Genomic DNA, 23,013 nt, shown 5'->3' with positions numbered 1-23,013 from the left:
AAAGGTAGAACGCGATGAACAATCATAAGAATACCGCAGAGATTATTTTAGATACGGCCCATTTCATAGTGCAAGAAGTCGGATTCAACGGATTCAGCTATGCACATATTGCAGAGAAAGTCGGGATACGCACGGCCAGCATTCATTACCATTTCCCTAACAAAGAGGATTTAGGAGAAGCGTTGATCACACGTTATCACAAACAATATATGACTGCCATTGCTCAAATCGATGCCGAAACACAGAACAACTTAGAGAAACTGCGCAAATTCATCTTATTATTCGATGGCCCTGTTCAGGATTACTGTACGTGTTTGAGTGTCATGTTTTCTACTGAATTGGCAACTTTATCAGAGAAAGTACGTGACAGGTTAGCACAGTTTTTCATTGCTAACTTAACATGGCTGGAACGAGTATTGGATCAGGGGCGCCAGGAAGGGCATATCAACTTTGAAGGTGTCGCGGATGTGCAAGCCCATAAATTTTTGGCTTCTCTTCAAGGAGCGCAATTGCTTGCAAGAAGCTTTCGGGATAAAAGCAGGTTCAAAGTTATTGCCGAAGGATTAATTGCTGGCCTAACCATTTCATATTAACTTACCTTTTAGTAGGTAAGTAGAGTGGATGAATGAACAAACACTTTCTACCAGGAGGCGTAAAGGATGATATATGAGCTTCGGATTTATGATATTAATCCTGGCAAGATGAAGGTTATTTTAGATAGATTCAGGGACCATGTTATTGAATTATTTAACAAACATAATATGAACATAACGCTTTTTTGGGAGGATTTGGATGATTCAAGTAACCGTCTCTATTATATTGTTGAACATGCCTCCATGGAGGCACGTAACCTGAACTATGACAGATTCCGTAATGACCCTGAATGGATTGAAGTAAGACGACTATCAGAACTTGATGGACCGTTAGTTCAGAAACAAGAAAGTATATTTATGAAGAATGTCCCATTTTTCAAAAACAAATAAATTTATTATGAATAGGAGTAAATAAAAATGAAAATTTTAGTAATCGTAACTCACCCGAACATTGAGGCATCTAATTGGAACAAATCATGGGTAAACGAACTGCAAAAGCATGACGATATCACGATCCATGAATTATATAAAGAGTACCCCGACGAAAATATCGATGTTGCTAGAGAGCAGCAGTTGGTTGAGGCGCATGATCGGATTATTTTTCAATACCCGCTATATTGGTACAGCACACCGCCATTACTGAAAAAGTGGTTTGACTCTGTCTTGCTATACAATTGGGCTTATGGACCAGAGGCTACTAAAACAGTCGGTAAGGAAATCGGCGTTGCGATTTCGGCATATGGTACAGAAGAGTCCTATCAAGCAAACGGGTCCAACCGGTTTACAATGGAAGAAATATTGCGGCCCATTCAAGCGCTCACTCGTTTTATTAGTGCCACATATCTGCCTCACTTTGTTCTAAACGATACTTCTGACGTGACGGATGAAAGATTAACTCAAAGCAGTATCGATTTCGTAAATCATATTAAAACTGTGCGGTCAGCTGAAGCGGTGAGCAAATGAAGGAACTGGTGATTGACGTTTATATGGATACTAGCTGCCCTTGGTGCCGTATGGGAACGACAAGTCTGTTAACCGTTCTGAAGCAATTGCCAGCAGATAAGAAGGCAACCGTCCGTTGGAATGCCTTTCAAATTAACCCTGGAATTCGTACTGAGGGAGAAGATTATCGGCAGGTGATGATTGGACGCTTAGGCGGAGTTCCTCAATTCGAAGCAAGGAAGAAGCAATATAACGAAAACGGGAAACATTTTGGTCTTAAATATAATATGGATCTCGTCAAATATACGCCTAATACAACGTTATCTCATCAGTTAATATCAATGGCCCCTGAGCACTTAAAAGTCCAATTGATAGAGAAAATATACACGGCTTATTTTGAAGAGGGTGTGAATATCGGGGATGTGGACGAACTTGTGAAAATAGGATCATCCATCGGGGTTGGTGACGCCGCGAATCTCAAGGAGCGCCTTACTCAGGGTGAGGGGCTGGAAAAAGTAGAGCTAGGACAACGCAACGCGCAGAAACTCGGTGTCAGAGGAGTTCCATTCTTTGTTATTAATGAAGAAATTAGCTTATCCGGGCTGCAATCACCTGCAGACTTTGTTAAATTGTTTGAACAAATGTAATTCCATCTGAACAATCAATATCCAAAAAATCATAAAGGAGAATAACCAATGACTATACAAGGAAAAGTAGTAGTGATTACCGGCGGAAGCAGCGGCTTGGGGAAAGCAATGGCGATTGAGATGGTGAATCGGGGAGCGAAAGTTATCATCAATGGGCGCCGCGAAAAGGCATTGGCTGAGGCTGCGCAAGAAATCGATCCTGCTGGAAAAAGCGTGAGGTACGTTGCTGGTGATATTGCCGATCCAAAAGTCGCGAAGCGCTTAATTGAAGAAGGGTTGGTTCATTTCGGACGCATTGATACGCTAGTTAATAATGCAGGTATCTTTATGTCAAAACCATTTACAGAGTATACCGAAGAGGATTTTGCAACGTATTTATCCACGAATGTCGTTGGCTTCTTCCACGTTACCCAACGTGCGGTGACTGAAATGCTGAAACAAGGATCAGGCCACATTGTAAATATTACGACAAGTCTGGTTGATCAACCGTCAGTGAACGTTCCTTCTGTACTTGCCTCATTGACGAAGGGCGCTCTGAAGTCGGCTACAAAATCATTGGCAATTGAATATGCGACAAGCGGTATTCGTGTGAACGCCGTTTCGCCGGGAGTAATCAAAACACCTATGCATGCGGTTGAAACACATGAGGCGCTAGCTAGTTTACATCCTATGGGACGCATGGGCGAGTCTCAAGATATCGTCGATGCCGTCTTATACTTGGATTCAGCCAACTTTGTTACAGGTGAGATCCTCTATGTTGATGGCGGGCAAAACGCCGGTACTAAATAAACCTAATAAATCAAGCAATTCTAATAGCAAATTAGAGATCAAATTTTAATAGGAATGGGGAGAACATCTATGCCCATCGTTAATATCCAAGTAACCCGTGAGGGCACCGCACCAGATCGTCAGTCAATCACAGCTGAAGAGAAGGCCGCGCTTATTAAAGGGGTCAGCGAGGTTTTGCTCAATGTCCTAAATAAACCGTTAGAATCTACTTTCGTAGTTATTGAAGAAGTTGACACCGATAATTGGGGTTGGGGTGGATTGCCTGCCTTGGAATATCGCAAGAAGCTTGCCGAGAAGTTTATTAAATAAAGCATTACGCTCGAGTTCGGTAAAAATAAAAAATGAGTAAAATAAAACAACCAACTTTGGCTGAGACATGCCAACATTGGTTGTTTTATTATTCAATCCTTATCGGCCGGCATGGAGTAAGTGTCCAATACGGATGATTTGACTTTCAGGATGCAAGCCAAGAAGATGCAGGATGATGTAGGAAACTTTCTTTTATTCATGTCTACATCTTATCTCACCACTAAGTAAGGATTCAAACCGTTGACAACTTACTTACTAGTAGGTTAGAATGTGAAAGCCGGTAATTAAGTAATGAATGTGCTGTTAGAAATAAAGGTTGCTTATCTAGTTCATTCATAAAACAAATACCGGCAGAATTTCCGTATCTCTAGGTAAAAACAGGACATAACTATGCAGGTATATGTAACTGTGCAGGGTTAATTTTTCTGGGTATTAGAAATTGATATTAGTGTAAAGGAGAACTATATGTATAAAATGCTGTGGGTTATTCTTATGATGTCCTGCGGGGCTACGTATATTTCATCGTTGTTCCCTGTATATGGGAAGTATTATCACCTGAGCAATTTAGAGATTACCCTATTGTTTGCTGTTTATGCCATCGTCTTGCTTCCAACCTTGCTTATCGTGGGCGCCAGAGGGAACTATTGGGGATTGAAAAAGGTGCTTCGTATCAGTATATGGATATCCATCGCGTCAACGCTGCTCTTTATCGCGAGCCAAGACGTGTGGATGCTCTATGTGGCAAGAATTTTGGAAGGTATCGCCTATGGTGCTTTTACGGGTTCCGCTACTGCCTTTTTAATTAAGCAAACAGCTCAAACGAAACTGGGTACTGCCCTCAAGTTATCGGGTGTAGCCGCGATAGGCGGTTTTGGCTTGGGCCCCGCCATTTCAGGATTAGTCGTGCAATATGTGGACGCTGATCCGCTGCGGATGCCGTACTGGGTTCTGCTCGTCATGTTAGTAATTTCCCTAATCATTCTCGAAATATTGCCGAAGCGCGAAGATGCACAAAAACCTGCAAAAGCGAAGATATCGCTCGGTATTCCCGATAATATCCGTACACACTTTTTTTCCATTATTGGACTTCCGGCTTTTCTTTTCTTTATGATTGGCGGCGTGATCTTATCTTTGATTCCCACTTTCGTCAAGACCGTCATTCACTCCACTAATCTCTCTGTAGCAGGGTTGTTAGTGTTCATGCTTCTCACCGTAGCGGCCTTGGTACCGTTACTTCCTTGGGCACAAAATCCGGTTACGCGGGTACGGATAGGCGTTATCTGTATGGCCATCGGACCATGGATTATTGTTTATTCCGGCCAGTCAGAAAACATATTCCTGCTTTGGGTTGGAATGCTCATTCAAGGAGCTGGCGCCGGCTTATCGTTTCAGGCTGCATTACGACTTGCGGGTCAGTTGCCGAAGCCGGAAGAACGTCCACGGGTCATCTCTGCATTTTATTTGTGCGCCTATGCCGGGTTCATCATTCCTCCGATTGGAGTCGGCGTGTTGACTACGTTCTATAGTTTGAACTTCTCCTTGGTAATTCTTAATTCAATTGCCGCGCTGCTCGTGATTTATGTTTTAGTTTATTCAGTTAAATTTAAACCTTATTATACGAAGGTGACATCGCAATAATTGCCAACATTGACCTGGCTGCAGTGCTTATGAAAAAGAAACAGCGCGTTCCTATTGGGAATGCGCTGTTTTTTATAATGGAACCTATTGTAGAATAAGCTCTTTTTAAAAGTAACGGGTTAGGATTAAAAATAGGAACGGTATAGAGCAAAAGGTAAGTATGCCGTAGATAACAGGGATCGTGCGGTCTTCCAAATTTAATTTTCGCACAAACGGCATTATAGCGAAGGTGATCATTAATGCAAAGAGCCACTGAAGGTAGAAGGGTTCCGCCAGATAACTGAGGATGAACTGGCTCACTGTAAGAATTACGGGGTACAAGACGATCTTCAGTTTCATAGCTTCATGCCGCCTTTCTAAGCTACTCCCTTTATTTTAGTCTTTAAGCTAAGTGCTTTCAATCCAACCTACTCGCATCTCGGGTCTGTTATCCAGGTCACTGGGAGCGTATTCCTAATGAACATGAGATGTTGGTTTCGTATGGCAACGGTTTCCGTCCTGTCCTTAGGATTGACGGTCTGCAGTACTTATGCCAATGCTAATGTTGGGAACTTGCAAGCAAATCCCCAACATTCCAAAACTAATCAAAAGGAGATCATTCGCCCGTTTCAAGTGCATGTTCCGGAAAAGGAACTTATTGAATTGCGCAGGCGCATAAAAGCGACAAGATGGCCTGATAAGGAAACGGTCTCGGATCAATCGCAAGGCGTACAGCTCGCCACAGCTCAGGAACTCGCGCGCTATTGGGCAACAGATTACGACTGGCGCAAAATCGAGGCGAGGTTGAACTCCCTGCCGCAGTTCATCACCGAGATCGATGGTCTGGACATTCACTTTATTCACGTTCGTTCGAAGCATAAAGGCGCTTTGCCGCTCATCATTACGCACGGATGGCCCGGCTCGATCATCGAGATGCTGAAGATTATTGAGCCGCTTACCAATCCCACGGCGTATGGCGGGAAGGCATCGGACGCTTTCGACGTGGTGATTCCATCGATGCCTGGCTACGGATTTTCGGAAAAGCCAACTACGACCGGCTGGGGTCCCGACCGCATAGCACATGCCTGGGCAGAGCTAATGAAGCGCCTTGGATACACAAAGTATGTGGCGCAGGGAGGCGACTGGGGCGCGCTCATCACGGATTTGATGGGTGTACAGGCGCCTCCGGGACTGGTTGGCATTCACTCGAACATGCCTGGCACCGTTCCGGACTACATTGATAAGGCGCTCAAGTGTGGCAGCCCGCCGCCTGCAGGTCTCTCAGAAGACGAAAAGCGCGCGTACCAGCAGCTGGACTTCTTTAACAAACGCAGCGGCTACGCTCTATTGATGGGGACACGCCCGCAGACACTGACTGGACTGGCGGATTCGCCGGTAGGTTTGGCAGCCTTTATGATTGACCATGATGCGCGTAGTCTGGAGCTGATCTCGAGGGCCTTCGCCGGAAACCCCGGAGGCCTTACGCGAGACGATGTCCTCGACAACATCACGCTCTACTGGCTGACTAACACGGCGATTTCTTCTGCTCGTCTCTACTGGGAGAACAAGTACCCCTTTTTCACCGTCAAGGGCGTTTCCATCCCGGCTGCTGTAAGCGTCTTTCCTGACGAGCTTTATCAGGCACCTAGGAGCTGGGCTGAGCGGGCGTACCCTAACCTTATTTATTACAACAGGCTCAACAAGGGCGGGCACTTCGCAGCATGGGAGCAGCCTGAACTATTCACGAAAGAGCTCCGCGCTGCATTTAAGCCGCTTCGTTAATCAGAGTTAGGAACCTATTAATGCACCCCTAGAATGGACGTTGGAATAACACCCTGGTATATCCAATGAATTCTAGCGGGTGCTTTTTTCTTTTTAAAGAGGCATGGGCTAAATGAACAAATAGAACGGACCTTATAGAAAAGCGAAAAGCCTTATTATACGTTAAAGTGATTTCAGCAGCCGGAATTCTTAAGTCATTTGTATAAGAAAAAACTGAGAAGGTAAAAGTATGAATTCAGAGATATACGAGGGGTAATAATTACAAAAACAAGACAAAGGAAGGGAATCTATATGACAAATCATAAAGTTTGGTTCATTACCGGGGCAGCAAGAGGCATTGGTTACGAAATCCTAAAGGCTGTCTTGGAAACGGGCGATCACGTTGTTGCAACGGTCCGGAGTTCGGCGGAGGCTTTAGCTGATAGTTTAGGGAATCCGGAAAATCTTCAAGTAGTTCTTCTGGATGTAACCGATGAACAACAGGCGATAGAGGCTGCGAATCAAGCTGTACAGAAATTCGGAAAAATTGATGTCCTTGTGAATAATGCAGGATATGGTCTTCTGAGCGCGGTTGAAGAAGCCACTGCTGAAGAGGTAAGGAAAAACTTCGAAACCAACGTGTTTGGTTTATTGAATGTAACCCGGGCGGTACTGCCTCATATGCGTGAAAGACGTTCTGGACACATTATTAATATTTCATCCGTTGGAGGATTGAGCGGATATATCGGTTGGGGCGTGTATGGCGCAACAAAGTTCGCTGTTGAAGGGTTGACGGAGTCACTTGCATTGGAATTGGCTCCTCTTGGGATCCATGCAACCGTAGTGGCACCGGGCTTCTTCCGTACGGAATTTCTGGATGCTGCGTCGCTATCGCGGTCGGGCAACATCATCCCGGATTACGAGGAAACGGTGGGGCAAATGAGGACATTTGCTACCCAGGCAAATAAAAAACAACCGGGAGATCCCGTCAAGCTGGCGAAGGCATTTGTGCAGGTCGCAAACGCGGAGAAGCCGCCGGTACACTTGCCGCTTGGCAATGATGCACTTCAAAAATACAGGGAAAAGACAGCCAATTTTGAGAAGGATATTGAAGCTTGGTATGATTTGATAACAGGCACAGATCATGATGATGTCTAATTTCTAAGTCGAATATATTCTAATTGAACCAGGGGAGCGTTCAGATATAGAGATGGTTCTGCGAGCCGAAAAAGTAAGAAAAGTTCCTCAAGAACTAGCCAGAGAACCGTTAAATCAAAGGATTTTGCAGTTGAAGGGGCTGACCGTTGTTGAGTCTTGTACCTTTACCAAAAGTGTAACGGGGACTATGTTTCTGGAGGACCATCTGCTTTTGTTTGTACTAGAGGGGATTTACAGGGTAAGATTCGGCAGTCAGGAGTATATCGTTAGGAAAAATGAAATGGTCCTGCTGCAGAAATCCATCATGGTGGAATATGAGAAATCGGGAGAAGAAGGTTCAGACTATGTTTTGGACTATATGATGTTCTTTCTTAAAGAAGAGCTGCTTACTGAATTTATCAAAATGGCAGATCTTGAAAGCAGCTATCCATCCGTGCTGGTACCGGTCTCTGTAAAAGCGGTCAATGAACGATTAATTCATTACATCAACTCACTGAAACCTTATTTTCAGGAGACCGATAGCATTAAAGATGGATTGATAAGAGTGAAATTGTTAGAACTATTGTTCGACATTGCGGATGCTGACGAACAGTTTTTATACCAGTTTTTGCAGCTGAAACGGACAAATAGGAAGAGCATCACCGAGGTGGTGGAAGAGAATATTACTAACCCTGTCTCCCTAAATGATCTCGCTTACCTATCGGGCAGAAGTTTATCCGCGTTTAAAAGAGATTTCCAAGCGATCTATAACACAACATCACCTGTACGCTGGATACGTAATCGCCGATTGGATATTGCGAAAGAAATGCTGCTTCACACGTCATTATCCGTTACGGATGTATGTTTTTCGACAGGTTTTGAAAGCTTGGCTCATTTTTCCAAAGTATTTAAAGAGAGGTTTGGCGTGGCTCCTTCCACATACAAGCAACCTCCGCAATAGTTATGTAGATCGAGGGGCATCCCGTATATTATGGATGCTCCCATCTATTTATTGTAAAGTATCAAAGATCGTTGCAATCATTTTATTCAAATCAAGCGGATGATGTATAATAATACTACCCCAAAGAATGCCGCCTAGTGTCGTGACTACGATAAAAATAAGTACTTCCCTACGAATCAACTTACGAAATCGGTTCAAACCCATCAATCCTAAGATGAGAAACAGTACATAAAGGCTTATCATCCCGATCATGCCGGTGTTTCACCCCTTTGTATGTTCCGCATCCAGGAACCAATAATTAGAATGACCGGAACTATGATGGCGTAAATCATATAATAGCTAAACAAATACTTTTGAACCCATTCGATATTCTCTATAACGTTTGCAAATAAGAGGGAGTATGCAGAGATGACCCATACTAACGGATAAGCAACTACAGAGCGTCTTTCCACATGGAACAGCTGGCATATCGCCATTACCGCACAATAAAACAATAAACTTAATTTGATGCAGACCAATAGGAAAATGTTTATAGAGAGAATCGATTCTAAATGTTCTAAGAAACCGGAAAACTTCATTTCACGGAAGATGGTATAAACCGGATATATTTGTTTCGAACCGCGCTCTAATCCGATAATTCCAATTGTCATAAATACACTAACGGAAAGAATCACCCCGGCTGAGCCGATTCCTACAAGAAACGCAGTTTTCAAGTGACGTTTCACAAAAGGAAAAAGCATCATGAACATAATTGTTTCCATATAGGGAAAAGCAAGCGCATATTGGGTTTGAACGATTGTGGGCCAAAGCTGAAAATGATAGGGCGTACTGAATGCCCGCCAGTCCCAGACCTTAAGCGTAACCAAAAACGGGATCCAGAAAGCGACCACGATATACGGCGTAACAAGCTCACAAACCATTGCAATGGACTCAATCCCTTTCACAACGCCATAAGCACACACTAGCAGCACCACAATATGGAAAATGGAGAGGGGAGTTCGGGGCATCAAATTCGTATGCATAAAGTCGCCTAAATTCCGTGTAACCCAGGAAGCAATTTGAATGAAATAAAGAACGTATAGGGAAGCTACAAAACCTCCAGCCCATTTCCCCAGAACTTGGGTCGCAATTTGTACGAGACTTTTCCCGGGGTAACGTTTGGATAAATACAGCCACAGCATCGCCAGAAGTAACCCGTACAAGAACGACCATACACAAACGAGCCAGCCGAACTGTTTGGCATGATCTATAAGATTCCCGGGTAACAAAAGAAACGTTGTTGCGCAGACAAAGCAAAAAGTTAATGTAAAAAATTGCCATCCGCTCAGCTGTGGATTTTCCATATTCTTATTCACTCTTTTCGACTTGGTATGGGGATCCCGTATTCCCTATGGTAGTGACTTTGGAGTTCACGAGAAACACAACCTTATAGTTATGCCAGTCTTTCGGATGGACGCCTTCATCCTGAAGTCCGAACAGATCCCAATCTTTCTTCTTCCCCAATTCATCAAGGGACTTTGCTTTCCTTTTCAGGGTCTGATTAAATGCCTTCTCGATTTCATGAAGATTCTGAACGTTCATTTCCTTTTTTTGTTTATTTGAGATAATGCGAAGATCGGCACGGATCCGGATGATAAGACGGGAGGATGGCCGGTCGTATTCCCTATGAACTTGAACATTTTGGGCTTCTACATCGACGTTTTCTCCATTCACTTTAATGGATTCTGCAAACCTTTGAAGATCGTCATTCAAGATGTAAAATAACGTTTTTGTTTTTACATCCATGCGGCCGACCATGCGGGCATTGAGAAACACAGCTCCATCCTCAAAACTCATCGCCGCTTGAGTTGCATTCATGGTTTCCAGTTTATCTTTCTTTGAAGCAGGCTGCTTGCTGCTAAAATCGAGAATGGGGATAACGGTCGGCTGGTGAAAATTGATGCCTTTTGCTAAATCGTTTACCTTGATAGGAAATACACCCCTATGATAATTGCGTGCATGCAGTTCAAACAAAGAGCGAATATAACGGCCGGGCACTCTCTCTAGTGAGGTAAGGCTATTCATAACAACGGACAGAGGGGCATCAGAAACGACAATATCCACATTCGTCCGGCGTTCCGGGTTGTGCTCCAGAAAATTAATTAAATCCAATAAACCTTGCCGGGCATACTTTTGGGAGACAATATAACACTGTATTTGTGGTGTATAAAACAACCTCGGCATGACCCTGCTTGTCTTTTCCTCAAATCTCCCAGAACTATATTCCTTGAATTCAAACGAGTACACGGCTGTGCCTCCCGAACCTCCACTTTTCGTTGAAACGCCAGAGGGATTGATGACTTGGTAATAAGCGGTGATCATACCCGTCTTCGGGTCTTTGTCGGCTGCAGCAATGTTGACAATCGCTAATTGATTAATCTCCTTCATATCCCAACATCCCGTGCAGAATAGGAGAAGAAATACGGCAAGACATGTTGTTCTCACAATTCTCACTCCACTTTATTTCTTAGAGTAAAACGCACGCGGAACACGTTTCATTACATACCGAGGTACCCTAACCAAGGTATCCTTCCAATTGGAAAGGGCTACGGGAGCCAAGGGGGTCATATATTTGACGCCAAACGATCGTATCGAAACCAAATGAATCAACAGAAAAAATACGCCGGACATAATACCGAAGAAACCTAGTACCCCAGCCAACAGCATAAAAGAAAACTGAATGATTCTTTGGGCAATACTGAAACTGTAGTTAGGAGAGACGAAATTCGAAATGGCTGTAAGGGATACAACAATCACCATCGCTGCCGAAACGAGCCCGGCTTCCACTGCGGCCTGGCCTAAAACGAGTGCGCCTACGATAGAGATGGATTGGCCGGCAATACGCGGCATACGAAGTCCGGCTTCCCGTAAAATTTCGAACGTTACCGTCATGATTATCGCTTCAATAAATACAGGAAACGGAACTTCTTCACGCTGAGCCGCCAAACTGATAAGGAGAGATGTAGGCAGTAATTCCTGGTGGTAGCTTGCTATCGCTATATAAAGAGAAGGTACGAAGATCGATAACAAAAAAGCAATCATACGCAACCAACGCGTAAGAGTGGCAATATCCGCTCTCTGGTAATAGTCTTCAGCCGATGAGAACATTTGAAAAAAGGTAACGGGACCCATTAGAACGATGGGTGTTCCGTCCGTCATGACCGCGACTTGTCCATCAAGTAATTTAGCGACAATGATGTCCGGCCGTTCTGAACTAACTAGTTGAGGAAACGGAGAAAATGTTTTATCCTGAATCCATTCTTCAATATAACCGCTCTCCAAAATGCTGTCGGTTTGAATGGCTTGAAGACGACGCCGGAACTCATCAATCACTTGTTTGGAGGCCGCGTTCTGAAGATAAGTCAGGTAAACTTTAGTCTTTGTTGCTGACCCGATCGTCATGGATTCAAACACTAAATGTTCGTTTTTCAACCGTTTCCGGATTAAAGCGATATTCCGTGATATATCCTCAACGAAGCCTTCTCTTGGTCCGCGGACTGAGGCCTCCGATGTGGGTTCCGTAACACTCCGATAGTCCCCTTTTGAGACATCATAACTAAGGATCGTATTTCCCGGGGCTGGAATGAGAAGACAATGACCTTCAAGAAGTTCGTTGATACCTTCTATGGACCCTGATAATTCCTTCCGTTGAATTAGCGGGATTGTATTTGTTAACCAGAGAACGGGATGATGTTTAGATGCTTCTATGCTTGGATGATTTTGAAAAATGGGCTTTAATAGCATATCCTCCACCTGTTTCGTCGTCACGATCGATGCAAGATAAATGCAGTAAAGGTTCAATTCCTCGTTGATGGCCAGTTCTTTACAAATAAAATCGGGTGACTGTCCAAGACGTTCAGTGATTTGTTTAACAACGGGATTAGATGTCTCGGCCCTTATCATGGAAAATCCCCACTTCCCACCAATATTAGCCATATTGTTTACTCGGGTGGAATTTTTATGCATATGTTACATTAGAAGATCGTCATAAAAGATTTGCTGGAGGCTTAACTTAGACTGTCCAGAAAATATACAGGACCGGGACAAATCAGTACTATGCTGGTTTGTCTTTTTGTTGATGGCGAATTTATCTGCCGCTGTTTGTTCTCATTGAACCATAAAAAATACCCCATACGGTACCAGGTTTTATTCTTCACCTGTCTACCGTATGGGGAGCATATCACTTTTGGACAGCCTTTAAGGTTTTACTTCAGCAATTCCAGCGTGGCTTCCGGAGCGGAATGTGCGACTTTGAATACGTAACCGGTCATATTGCGCCCTTTGCGAACGCCCTGCACTTCACCGCTCAGCAGGCCTTGCTGGAGGGTGAATGTCTCTCCGTTGATTTTGTAGGAAGAGAATGATGTATTGGTCTGAACGGCGGTATAGCTGACGCCGCGGCGGAGGCCCTTGATGCTGACCTTCAGCCCGGCATCCGTGTTCTCCATCGAGTCGATCTGAACGCCGGATACGACTCGGACGCCGTCGATTTCCTTTGCCGCCCAGTGCGGCGAGATGCTTGTAGTATCATACTGCATATTGGCAAGCAGCCATTCAGGCCATATATTCTGAATCACCGGCTTGTCGAGTGCGACGTCGACATTGTCGGGGAATCGTCCTTCACGCTTCGTCGTTGCCGCCTGGCGTGTGCCTTCCCAGATGATGCCGTCGGCCAGCTTGTTCCAGTCGATCGACTGATCGTATTTCGCAAGCTGCTTCAAGCCGTCAGAGATGACGAGCCCGTTCCACTGTACATGGCGGCCCCACCAGCCGTCTCTCCAGTTCGTTGCCGAGAAAGAAGCAACGGAGCCGTATAGGGAGTGCTTCCGGTCGGGAATCTGCCACAGGTAGATAAACGGCAGGCTGGTCTCGGCGAGATGAACGGCCAGCTCGAGATGCTTCGGATCTTTCTTGTACTCATAGGCTTCCACGGCGGCCAGCAGAGCCAGGCCGCTTGCGAAGGATTCAGCGCCGAACAGCGGAAGCTCCCATGGGCCTGCACCGGTCGGTTTGGTGAAGGCGGCGATGGCATCAAGTCCTTTGGAGGCTACCTGCCAGGCTTCTTCGCTGCCTGTCATCTTGGCTGATTTGATAGCCTGCAGCACAAAAGGCGCTGTCGTTCCCATCGTCTGATCGCCTTCCTTACCGAATGGCGCCGTTGTACGGTTAGGCACGAAATTCCAGTTTCCGTTTGGCTGCTGGCTGTTTTTTAAGTCCTGCGTCCGCCGCACCGCGATTTTGTATAGATCGTCGATGACGTCGCGGTCCTGACGCAGCCAGTAGGAGTCGGTATAGCTCCATTCGATATTTGGAGCGGGTTTGTTGATATTATCCAGAATTTTTTTGGCCCGCGCTGCATCGGTTTCATCCAGCACGCTGCGCATCGTCTGCAGATTCTGGAGCAGGCCGAGTTCAACGGATTTGGTTTGCGAGAAGCCGATGAACGAGATCCAGCCGTCCTTGCCTTTTTTCTCCTTCTCGAGACCGTTCAGCGTAAGCTTGAATTGCTCTTCGTTCGAGCGCGGAGCAGGCTCCGGAATGTCAGGCAAGCCTTTCTCTTTCACATAGTCCGTCACACCCTTGAGCGCATGATCGCCTGTCGAGACGCGAAGCTCGGCATCCAGCTTGATCTCGGTGCCTTTGGTCAACGGGAATGCGTTGATCGCGTGGGTCTTGTTCTCATTCACCCAATAAGGTATGGATGGAGCGAACATCCCGACGATCGAATGCTCATAGCCTTCCCGGTTCGGTGAATCGAACAGGACGGAAGGGTGCAGCTGTCCGCGGGTCCATTCGAGCATCGGATTCCAGATGAACGTCATAATATCGTTGTCTTTCTCGATCGCAACAGCTGGAATCGTAATCTTGTAAGGATGCGGCACCGATCTTTCATGGAAAGGAGGAAGCACCGCGATCGTATTCGAAGATTTTTCCTGATCCAGATAGTCGATGCCCGGGAAGATGGCGCTGTCCTTGGCGCCGCCGAAGGAACCGTCACCAGCCAGGAAGGAAGGGCCGTCGAATACTTTCAGCTTGGAATCGTCTGCTGCCGTGAAACGCTGCGACATCAGGACGCGGTCGTTCGCGATGGACCAGACGACTTCCACATCGCCGCGCTTGTCCTTAAGCTTCATAGTTACGGAGGAGTCGGTTTTGGCCGTAATGTTCAGTCCCTCGATAGGCGTCTGAGCCGATCCCTCCAGCCACAATCTGCCGAAAGGAAGCGTGCCGAGCAGCTTCTGTCCGCTTGCCGTTTTCTTGTACAAATGGCCTTCGACCGCTTTGCCGTCCTTCTTGTAGATGGCAACTGTCAGCTTGTCGTTGGCAATGGTATCGAATCGGGACGGATTCCGCACTTCCACGTTATAGGATGGCAGAATCGAGACTTTCGTACGCTTGAGCTCGGTACGTTCGCCATTTCTCATGACATTTAGAACCAACTCCTGATCCCCGGGGCTCGCAGGCGGCAGATTCCACTTAAGCGTGATCTCTTTATCCGGGTTCAACAGTGATATGGGCTTGATCTCGCTCCGGCCGTTCTGCACGAGTTCAACGGCCAGCTTGTCGTTGGAATCAATTCGGCCCAGACCGTCATTGATGAATACGGCCTTATAGCTCCATGCGCGGTCGGCATACAGACGTTTGCCGGACGGAGCGGCAGCCTCCAGGTTCAGAATGCCCATATTTCTCAGGATGGCAAAGCCGGTAACCTCGGCGGATGAACCCGCAGTGAAGGTCAGTGTAAACTTGACCGTCGATGGGGTTGCTCCGGTGGATACGTCGTCGAAGTTGAAAGGAATCAAATAGCGGAAAGTACCCGCTTCCGCCGGCATGGCAACGACGTCGAATGTTTGTGTCGATTTATCCTTGCCGTCAGCGACGAGGGTGCCTGATGCTTTCAGCGCGGGCACTGCCGAGCCGGTCGTGCCTTTCAACTCGACATAGCCATTCAACACTTCAAGCGGAGCGGAAATGACGCGGCTTTCGCCGGCCTGCAGAGTCCACTTGCCCGAGCCGGCCTGAATCGCACCGGACGTCTGCCAGCCTGCTGGAGGGCCGCTCCAGTCAGCCGGTGCTGCATTCGCTCCGGCGAGAACAATCCGGGGTTCCGCGAAGATGGCCCAACCGTAATCCGGGACAGGGTCCGGCGCTGTAGCGAATTCGAGCTTGACGCTCTGCCCGGCGAAGGCCGAAACATCCAAAATATGATGGATCCATGACGTTTCCTTCCTCGTGATCGTGAAGATTTGCGTATCGTTCACTTTCACGAAGAAGCGGATGCCCTGAGGCTTCGCATTGTCGATGATGCCGGTATAGAAATCGAGAAGAAGCGGATCGTTCACGCTATATGCAGTCAGATCCACCTGGTAGACGGCTGCATGGTAAGGCAACGGTGCTTCATCCTCCGGATCCTGCGAGGCGGGGGGAATCGGCGGGTGAATGAACAGGCCGTCCCGGAAGACGCCGCCTGACGGAACGGCGGGAACGATATTGACCATATTATCGGGGCCATAGCGCTCGAAAGGTTCCGTCAGCGCATCGAACAGGATGTTGCCTGCCGAGATCGTTTTGTTCGACGGAGCATAGATGACGCTGACCAGATCCTTCTTGGCATCGGTCTTCACTTCGAGGGCATGGGTAGCCTCCGCAAGCTGGTTGACCGGCGCATAATATGTTCCGCCGATATGCTCGACGAACACCTGCGCGTCGCCGATGCTGACCTGGTTCATCAGCGCGTCATACGTAAACGGTATGTTCAGGCTGCGCGCATAAGCGGACACATCGGCATGAGTCAGGCCGTTTACTTCTTTAACGGCTTCGTCTCCAAGCAAGGTGCCGTTGACGCTGACCTTCATGGAACCCTTCTCTGCCTGAAGGGGAGCGGATGGGACGATGGCGGCAAGCAATGCCAGAATCGTGAATAGGCTGATCATTCTTTTACGAAAGCGGGATGCGGGCCTGATCTCTTTCATGTTTGCCTCCTTAATATAGAATTCCTCATTATGGCGCTGCGGGATCGGCATTGGCGCCGTTCGGATCATCGCTTACAGCAATATCCTTGAACTGCACCATGGCCTGCGTGGATGCTAGCCCGACATAGCCTTCCGTGAAGCTGCTGTCGGATAAGGTAAGGAAAGGCTCGGCCCCGCCGTTCACATAAATATTCATCTCGGAACCGACCATCGTAACCTTCAGACGAAGATCCTGCTCGGCGATGCTCGTGCCAAGCGCCTTGCCTGCAAGGACGCCCGAGCCGGCCTTCAGCACAAGCAGATTACCTGTTCCCGTTGCGATGACGAGGTAGCCGTCATCCCACGGGAAGGCGGATGTGTTCGCTTTGCGGAAATTGAGGCCTGCCCAGTTGTTCAGATCTCCCTTCGCATCGGTCATGCGAATCGTGGCCTCGATGGCGAAGTCGCCGAGCACGCTTTCCTCGCGCGTCGCCACGGAACCATTCGTCACTCCGTCCGTCAAGTAGACTTCGTTCTCAATGCTCCATTCGCCGATCTTCGGCGTGAAGACATGTGCAGGTCCCTCGCCTGCCGGGTTCTCGGTAATCACAATATCTTTGAATTGGACGACGGCCTGTGTTGCGCCGAGTCCGATATAGCCTTCCGTGAAGCTGCTGTCCGAGAGGGACAGGAAGGGATCGGTGCCGCCGTCAGTATAAATATTCAGTTCAGGACCGATCATTGAAATTTTTAAGCGTAAATCTTGTTCGGTAATGTTTCTGCCCAGCGGTTTGCTTGCAATCGGTCCTTCACCGGCTTTGAACACGACGACGTTGCCGGTTGCCGAAATATACAGCAGATAGCCGTCGTCCCATGGATAGCCGGATCCGTTCATTTTGCGGAAATTGAGGCCTGCCCAATTGTTCGCGTCGCCGTTGTCGTTCAGCATGCGAACCGTGACTTCGAAGGAGAAGTCGGCAAGCACACCTTCTTCGCGGGTTGCCGTGGAGCCGTTGGTCGTTCCGTCTGTTGTGTACATTTCATCTTCAATCTTCCAGTTTCCGATTTTCGGCGTGAAGATCGAATCATAGACCGGACCGTCCCCGCCGCCGTATGGCTCGTCATTCGGGTCAACCGGGGGCACGTCTGGAAGATGCTCGATGGACACCCGGAATGCGGTTTTGCCTGAGACGGCGGTTACTGTCCCGCCCAGCGCTTCCGTAACGAATTGGAACGGAATCATGATCTTGCCGCCGGATTCGGATACAGGAGCGGGAAGATAATGAGGTACGCCGTTCTTCAGTGCGGTTGTTCTGCCGAGCGTGAACTGCGCGGTTCTGCCGTTCTTTCTGATCTTGACGGTGGACGTATATTCGTCGTTTACATAGACGGCCTGCAGGGCGTTAAGATACTCGTCCATCGGTACGTACAGCTCTTTGCCTTCCAGAATCGGAGATGTCTGGAAATTTACTGCGCTGTCGTTAATCTCAATCCTCGCCGGGGGCGAGGCTGAGCCGATCCCCGTCAGACTCACGGTAACCAGCAGGACCAGAACCAACGTCAAATACGTGATCCGGAAGCTGCCTGCCCATGTTTTGCGGGAGATTCCCAGTTTTCCGTGCATGAATGAACACCACACTCCTCATGATATGGACTTTGCAAACGATTACATGAATAGTTTAGCGAGGTACGGGTCCTTTTCGTAGAGTAGTATTTTTACCTTCCTGTACGATTTTGCCGAAACTAGCTAAAATTCTCCCCGTCCGGAAGAAAGCGGAATGGAAGCGAGATTCATATTTGTCGTTCTTCCCTACGTTAGGGGAAAGCTGCCTGAACCGATTGTCATCGAAGTCACGAAGTAAACTATAGTTCATGAAAAAAAAGGACCTCGGAAGGTCCTTTCCATATTGAAAACTGTTCTGAGTGTGTCTTCCTAATTATTTTCCAACCCTTTTACTTACATTCCCGGTATTTCCCCGGTGTCACGCCCTCCAGTTTTTTGAATGCGCGGATAAATACGAGATCGTTCGAGTAGCCCACCATCTGGGCAATCTGATGATTGGTTAGAGATTTATCCTCCATCAGCTTTTTGGCATAATCAATCCGCTTTCTGAGAATGTAATCCGTCAGATTCTCCCCGAACGATTTTTTGAAAAAGGTGGATAAGTATTGCGGCGACATGTTCATCTGTTTCGCAATTAAGGCTAGCCCCAGATCAGGGTCGGTCAAATGCTGGAGGACCAGCCCGGTCATTTTCTCCAGAGTTTGCTGACCGTGGTCCGTTCTTTCCTCGCGAATGGCGTCGGTTAACAACCGGAACAACCGCTTCGTTCTCTCATGCATGCATTCTGCTGTGCTGGCGGCAAAGACATGCTTAATCGAATCGAACAGCCGGTCCATCTCCTCCGTATTGCGAAGAGGGGATGCGTTCAATATTTTAAGCAGCGTACCGGCCATGTTGAAAAACAAGCATCGTCCGATCTCCGGACTGATCCGCTTCGATTGGAAATTCGTCTCATAAATTTGCTCAAGAATGCGTTCCGCCTCTTCGGCATCGCCGCTCTTGACCATATTCATGAGCAGGGTCTCCGTCTCAATCGTATAATCGAAGCCAGTCTCGGTATGTTTGAGATCCCGGTACAGCAGGAGTTCGCCCCGGCCGCGGACCATTCTGCAATCCGCCGCTTCCATTGCCTCCTTATAGCACGTTCCTATCATGGCGGAGCCATGATGAATGTCGCTGATCGAAATTGTAATCACGAGTTGATACTTCGTTTCAATCCAATCCTTCAACCGGATCGACAGCTCTACTAAGTCTTCTAGTCCGGTTTCCATACGTATCGGATTCAGGTTAACCAATAGGGCCAGACGGTCTCTGTCAAGTTCTACACTGTAAGCAAAATGATACTGCTGTACAAGCTCTGTAGCGACATTGGTCAAAATGAAGCGAATGGACGCCCATTGTTTTTCATTCAGCTCTGCGGCGAAGGCTGCCGCGTCGTCAATATCGATCAGCATCACGGCGAATCGATCCGATTCGAACCGCAGATCGAGCCACTCGGACGTCTCCATGTCGTCTGAAAGTTCCACGTGTCCCCGAATCAGGCGGGACAAGAAATTGGATCGGACGACAGGCATTTGCCGCTGAACGATCTCCCGCAGGTTGCGGCCTTCCGTCAGAGACTCTTCAATCGTTTCCTGCAACAGCTCATATTCATTAGGCCGGGAGGACCGATCCGCAGGTTTCCCTTTCCTCACAGCCTGCAACATCAATTTTAACGGGGCATAGTTGCGGTAAGCGATGAAATAGGCGGCTGCCGACCCGGCAACCAGGAAAAACAAGAATAGCCAGATAGCCGCCATCTGCATCATGTTGACGCGTGCCAGAAACAAACCGGTCGGCATGATGGTGACATATTTCCAGTCGGTCTGTTCGGAAGTAGTATAAGAAACCATGACGTCTTTTCCATGTAAGCGGGCATCGAACAAGCCCTTCGGAGCTGAAATCGGATAGTCAGTAAAAAATTCGCGGTCGAGCGGTTTGTCCGTTCCCATCACCAGCTCATCTTTGGAATTGACGATGAATACCGAGCTTTGGTTTACCGATTCGATCTGTTGGATCATATCCCGGATCTTCGATTCGTCAATCATTACGACGAGTGCACCCTTCACATCCGCTAATGCGCCAAGAGGAAGAGATTGAACATAAGAGATGACGTTACCGGATGGTTTGCCGGACGGTTTGCCGTAAGGATTTGGCGGGACCGAGGGCTTGCTGACCAGCTCGGACGCTGCAATAAACGTCCGGTTGTTCACTGCGGTCAGAATCGTGTCCCGCCAGTCCTGATAGCTCTTGCCGGCATAATTGTAATAATACTGATAGAACGTTCTCGAGTCCGTCACTAAGCCCGGCTTCAATACCGTATCCGTACCTGCAAAATACAAATAATAATCGTATATAAAATCGCTCGTCATGAGCTTTGTACGTTCAAGGTAGTTCCGGTTGAACTCCCAAAATTTATATCCGTTATCCCCTGACGCGCTGCTTTCGCCAAGCAGCGGATTCAGCTTCGGGTTCAAGGCGATTTGTACTGAGAACTGCTCTACTTCCTTAATCCGCCAATCCATTTCTTTCTGCAACTGCTGAAGCATTGCTAAATTGTACTGTTGGGCGTTCTCCGTTATGAACAGCTCCACCCTGACATACAAAATAATCACGATCAGAAGGGGAACAAGCAAAATGACGGCATTAGAAACAAGCAGCTTGAGGAACACGCTTCTTCGATGAATTCCGTTCAAACCGAATCGATGCCGAAACAAGGGCGCCATGAGCAGGAACCTCCAACCTCCACGATATCACACGATTTCTTAGGTATTCGTGAAAGCCTTTACTTTTCCTGTAATACATTAGGACTATTCTTTGATCGCACCGATCATGACGCCCTTAACGAAATATTTTTGAAGGAACGGATATAAACAAAGAATCGGCAGCGTCGATATAATGATAGTTGCATATTTGATCGTCTCGCCAATGGGAATCCGATCGCCCATGGATGCACCTGTCATCATATTGTCCGTACTGTTTGTAATGAGGATCTCCCGCATGATGAGCTGCAGCGGATACAATTCCCGGTCCCGCAAATAAATCAGCGCGCTAAAGTAAGAATTCCAATGCCCGACCGCATACCACAAAATCATAACGGCTATGACGGGCATGGACAGTGGGATGATGATTCTGAACAAAATGGTGAAATCGTTCGCGCCGTCCATGCGGGCCGATTCTTCCAGGCTGACCGGTACGGATTGGAAGGCCGTGCGCATGATGATCATATTGAACGTATTGATCAAGCCCGGGATGAGAAGAGCCCAAGGGGTATTCAGCATGCCCAGCTTGGTGACGACGATGTAAGAAGGAATCAGTCCCCCGCTGAACACCATCGTGATGACAATCATGAACATAAGGAAATTGCCGAACAGCACGTTTTTCCGCGATAGCACATAAGCTCCCAGACTGGTAAAAAACAAATTCATCAAGGTGCCGGCCATTACATAAAATAGCGTGTTCTGGTAGCCTTTGCCGATCATCGGGTTGTCGAATACAGCCTTATAAGCGGCCATGGTGAAGCCGGTCGGCAAAAACAGCAGTCCGCGGTGCTGCGCGAGCAAGGCCGGGTCGCTGACGGAGGAGAACAGCACATATAATAAGGGATACAATGTCAGAAAACATAGGATGAGCATAAGAATCGTGTTCATAAAGCCGAAGATTCTTTCGCCTGCCGAGAGATGATTCGCCATGAAGGGTCCTCCTTTCACCACAGTTTGTTTTCGCTGACCCGCTTGCTGATGCCGTTGGCCGTCACGATCAGCGCGAAGCTGATGACCGCGTTGAACAGGCCGACGGCCGCTGTATACCCGTAGTTTGCTTCCAAAATCCCTTTGCGGTATACGAAAGTGGAAATGACGTCGGCGGTTTCGTAGGTTAGCGGATTATACATCAACAGCACTTTCTCGCTGCCGACACTCATCATGGAGCCCATATTCAGAATCAGCAAGATGACGATGGTCGGCATGATGCCCGGAATGGTAATATGCAGCGTCTGCTTCCACCGGCCGGCGCCGTCCATCTTTGCCGCTTCATATAAAGCCGGGTCGATGTTCGAGATAGCGGCCAAATAAATGATGGAGCCCCAGCCGATGCTCTGCCAGATTCCCGATGATACATAGAGAAACCGGAACCATCCCGGTTCGCGCAGAAAGGAGATCGGCTCCAGGCCGAATAGGGCGATCAGCTGGTTGATCAGTCCGTCAGTGGCCAGAAAATCGACCATCATCCCCACGACGACGACAATGGAGATAAAATGCGGCAAATAGGATACGGTTTGGATGGTCCGCTTAAACATGCTGCTGCGAATTTCATTGAGGAGCAAAGCGAGCACGATCGATGCGGGAAAGGCAAACAATAACTCGTAAACGTTAATCAGCACCGTATTCCGTAACAATCTGCCGAAATAATGGCTTTGGAAAAAATCCTTGAAATGATCGAAACCGACCCATGGGCTGCCCCATATACCGGCTGATGTGTTGAAATCTTTGAAAGCGATCAGCAGCCCGTACATCGGACCGTAATGGAACACCAGATAGTATGCCACTACCGGAAGTGCCATAAGGTAAATATACTTATTGCGCCGCAAATCTTTGACGACTGTCCGGCGCCGTGCCGGCATTCGCGACACCGCCTTACCGGTTACGGTCACTTCGTTCGGTAT

18 protein-coding genes are annotated in these 23,013 nt (G+C 47.6%); 10 read left to right on the top strand and 8 right to left on the bottom strand.

The genetic code is table 11. From position 1 onward, the window contains the following. Positions 1–14: 14 nt before the first annotated feature. The 10 genes from ACFSUF_RS18650 to ACFSUF_RS18605 all read left to right on the top strand — a co-directional run bounded on the left by ACFSUF_RS18650 (position 15) and on the right by ACFSUF_RS18605 (position 8,756). Positions 15–593: a TetR/AcrR family transcriptional regulator gene (locus tag ACFSUF_RS18650; protein ID WP_377605272.1), complete on the top strand. Its 579-nt coding sequence runs from the start codon at positions 15–17 to the stop codon at positions 591–593. Between the two features lie 66 nt (positions 594–659). Then, positions 660–983, top strand: a complete 324-nt coding sequence (locus ACFSUF_RS18645) for an NIPSNAP family protein (protein WP_377605270.1) — start codon at positions 660–662, stop codon at positions 981–983. A gap of 27 nt (positions 984–1,010) precedes the next feature. Then, complete coding sequence (locus ACFSUF_RS18640) at positions 1,011–1,556, top strand: NAD(P)H-dependent oxidoreductase (RefSeq protein ID WP_377605268.1); 546 nt, start codon at positions 1,011–1,013, stop codon at positions 1,554–1,556. Further along, positions 1,553–2,182, top strand: a complete 630-nt coding sequence (locus ACFSUF_RS18635) for a DsbA family oxidoreductase (protein ID WP_377605265.1) — start codon at positions 1,553–1,555, stop codon at positions 2,180–2,182. The genes ACFSUF_RS18640 and ACFSUF_RS18635 overlap by 4 nt, the downstream gene beginning before the upstream one ends. A gap of 48 nt (positions 2,183–2,230) precedes the next feature. Continuing rightward, positions 2,231–2,971, top strand: a complete 741-nt coding sequence (locus ACFSUF_RS18630) for an SDR family NAD(P)-dependent oxidoreductase (protein ID WP_377605263.1) — start codon at positions 2,231–2,233, stop codon at positions 2,969–2,971. Positions 2,972–3,040: 69 nt separating this feature from the next. Further along, positions 3,041–3,280 (top strand): tautomerase family protein, encoded by a 240-nt coding sequence (locus ACFSUF_RS18625; RefSeq protein WP_377605261.1) that lies wholly within the window; start codon positions 3,041–3,043, stop codon positions 3,278–3,280. Between the two features lie 465 nt (positions 3,281–3,745). Next, positions 3,746–4,918, top strand: coding sequence for an MFS transporter (locus tag ACFSUF_RS18620; protein WP_377605259.1), 1,173 nt, complete (start codon positions 3,746–3,748; stop codon positions 4,916–4,918). A gap of 456 nt (positions 4,919–5,374) precedes the next feature. Then, the gene (locus ACFSUF_RS18615; RefSeq protein ID WP_377605257.1) at positions 5,375–6,679 is read left to right on the top strand and encodes an epoxide hydrolase family protein; all 1,305 of its coding nucleotides are present in this window, start codon (positions 5,375–5,377) and stop codon (positions 6,677–6,679) included. Between the two features lie 291 nt (positions 6,680–6,970). Next, positions 6,971–7,816 carry an oxidoreductase gene (locus ACFSUF_RS18610; RefSeq protein ID WP_377605255.1) on the top strand — a complete coding sequence of 282 codons (846 nt, stop codon included), beginning with the start codon at positions 6,971–6,973 and terminating at the stop codon, positions 7,814–7,816. 52 nt (positions 7,817–7,868) lie between these two features. Further along, positions 7,869–8,756 (top strand): helix-turn-helix domain-containing protein, encoded by an 888-nt coding sequence (locus tag ACFSUF_RS18605; RefSeq protein WP_377605253.1) that lies wholly within the window; start codon positions 7,869–7,871, stop codon positions 8,754–8,756. A gap of 248 nt (positions 8,757–9,004) precedes the next feature. On the opposite strand, the gene ACFSUF_RS18600 is transcribed toward ACFSUF_RS18605, so the two are convergent. From ACFSUF_RS18600 to ACFSUF_RS18565, 8 genes are all read right to left on the bottom strand, one after another. Further along, entirely contained in the window at positions 9,005–10,099 is a 1,095-nt protein-coding gene (locus tag ACFSUF_RS18600; protein ID WP_377605251.1) for a GerAB/ArcD/ProY family transporter, read from the bottom strand. Between the two features lie 4 nt (positions 10,100–10,103). Further along, positions 10,104–11,183 (bottom strand): Ger(x)C family spore germination protein, encoded by a 1,080-nt coding sequence (locus tag ACFSUF_RS18595; protein WP_377605249.1) that lies wholly within the window; start codon positions 11,181–11,183, stop codon positions 10,104–10,106. 72 nt (positions 11,184–11,255) lie between these two features. Then, on the bottom strand, positions 11,256–12,761 hold the full coding sequence (locus ACFSUF_RS18590; RefSeq protein ID WP_377605247.1) for a spore germination protein: 1,506 nt from the start codon (positions 12,759–12,761) through the stop codon (positions 11,256–11,258). Positions 12,762–13,000: 239 nt separating this feature from the next. Further along, entirely contained in the window at positions 13,001–16,768 is a 3,768-nt protein-coding gene (locus tag ACFSUF_RS18585) for a hypothetical protein (RefSeq protein WP_377605245.1), read from the bottom strand. A 28-nt stretch (positions 16,769–16,796) separates the two neighbouring features. Beyond that, positions 16,797–18,371, bottom strand: a complete 1,575-nt coding sequence (locus ACFSUF_RS18580; RefSeq protein ID WP_377605243.1) for a stalk domain-containing protein — start codon at positions 18,369–18,371, stop codon at positions 16,797–16,799. Positions 18,372–18,700: 329 nt separating this feature from the next. Next, positions 18,701–21,076, bottom strand: coding sequence for an AraC family transcriptional regulator (locus ACFSUF_RS18575; RefSeq protein ID WP_377605241.1), 2,376 nt, complete (start codon positions 21,074–21,076; stop codon positions 18,701–18,703). Positions 21,077–21,160: 84 nt separating this feature from the next. Then, entirely contained in the window at positions 21,161–22,042 is an 882-nt protein-coding gene (locus tag ACFSUF_RS18570; protein WP_377605239.1) for a carbohydrate ABC transporter permease, read from the bottom strand. 14 nt (positions 22,043–22,056) lie between these two features. Next, positions 22,057–22,971, bottom strand: coding sequence for an ABC transporter permease (locus ACFSUF_RS18565; RefSeq protein WP_377605311.1), 915 nt, complete (start codon positions 22,969–22,971; stop codon positions 22,057–22,059). Positions 22,972–23,013 lie beyond the last annotated feature (42 nt).

Origin of the sequence: Paenibacillus gansuensis, assembly GCF_042684925.1 — a bacterium.
Classification (GTDB): domain Bacteria; phylum Bacillota; class Bacilli; order Paenibacillales; family DY6; genus Paenibacillus_N; species Paenibacillus_N gansuensis.
The sequence above is the reverse complement of the archived record's forward strand: the minus strand, read 5'-3'. Positions and strand labels throughout refer to the sequence as shown.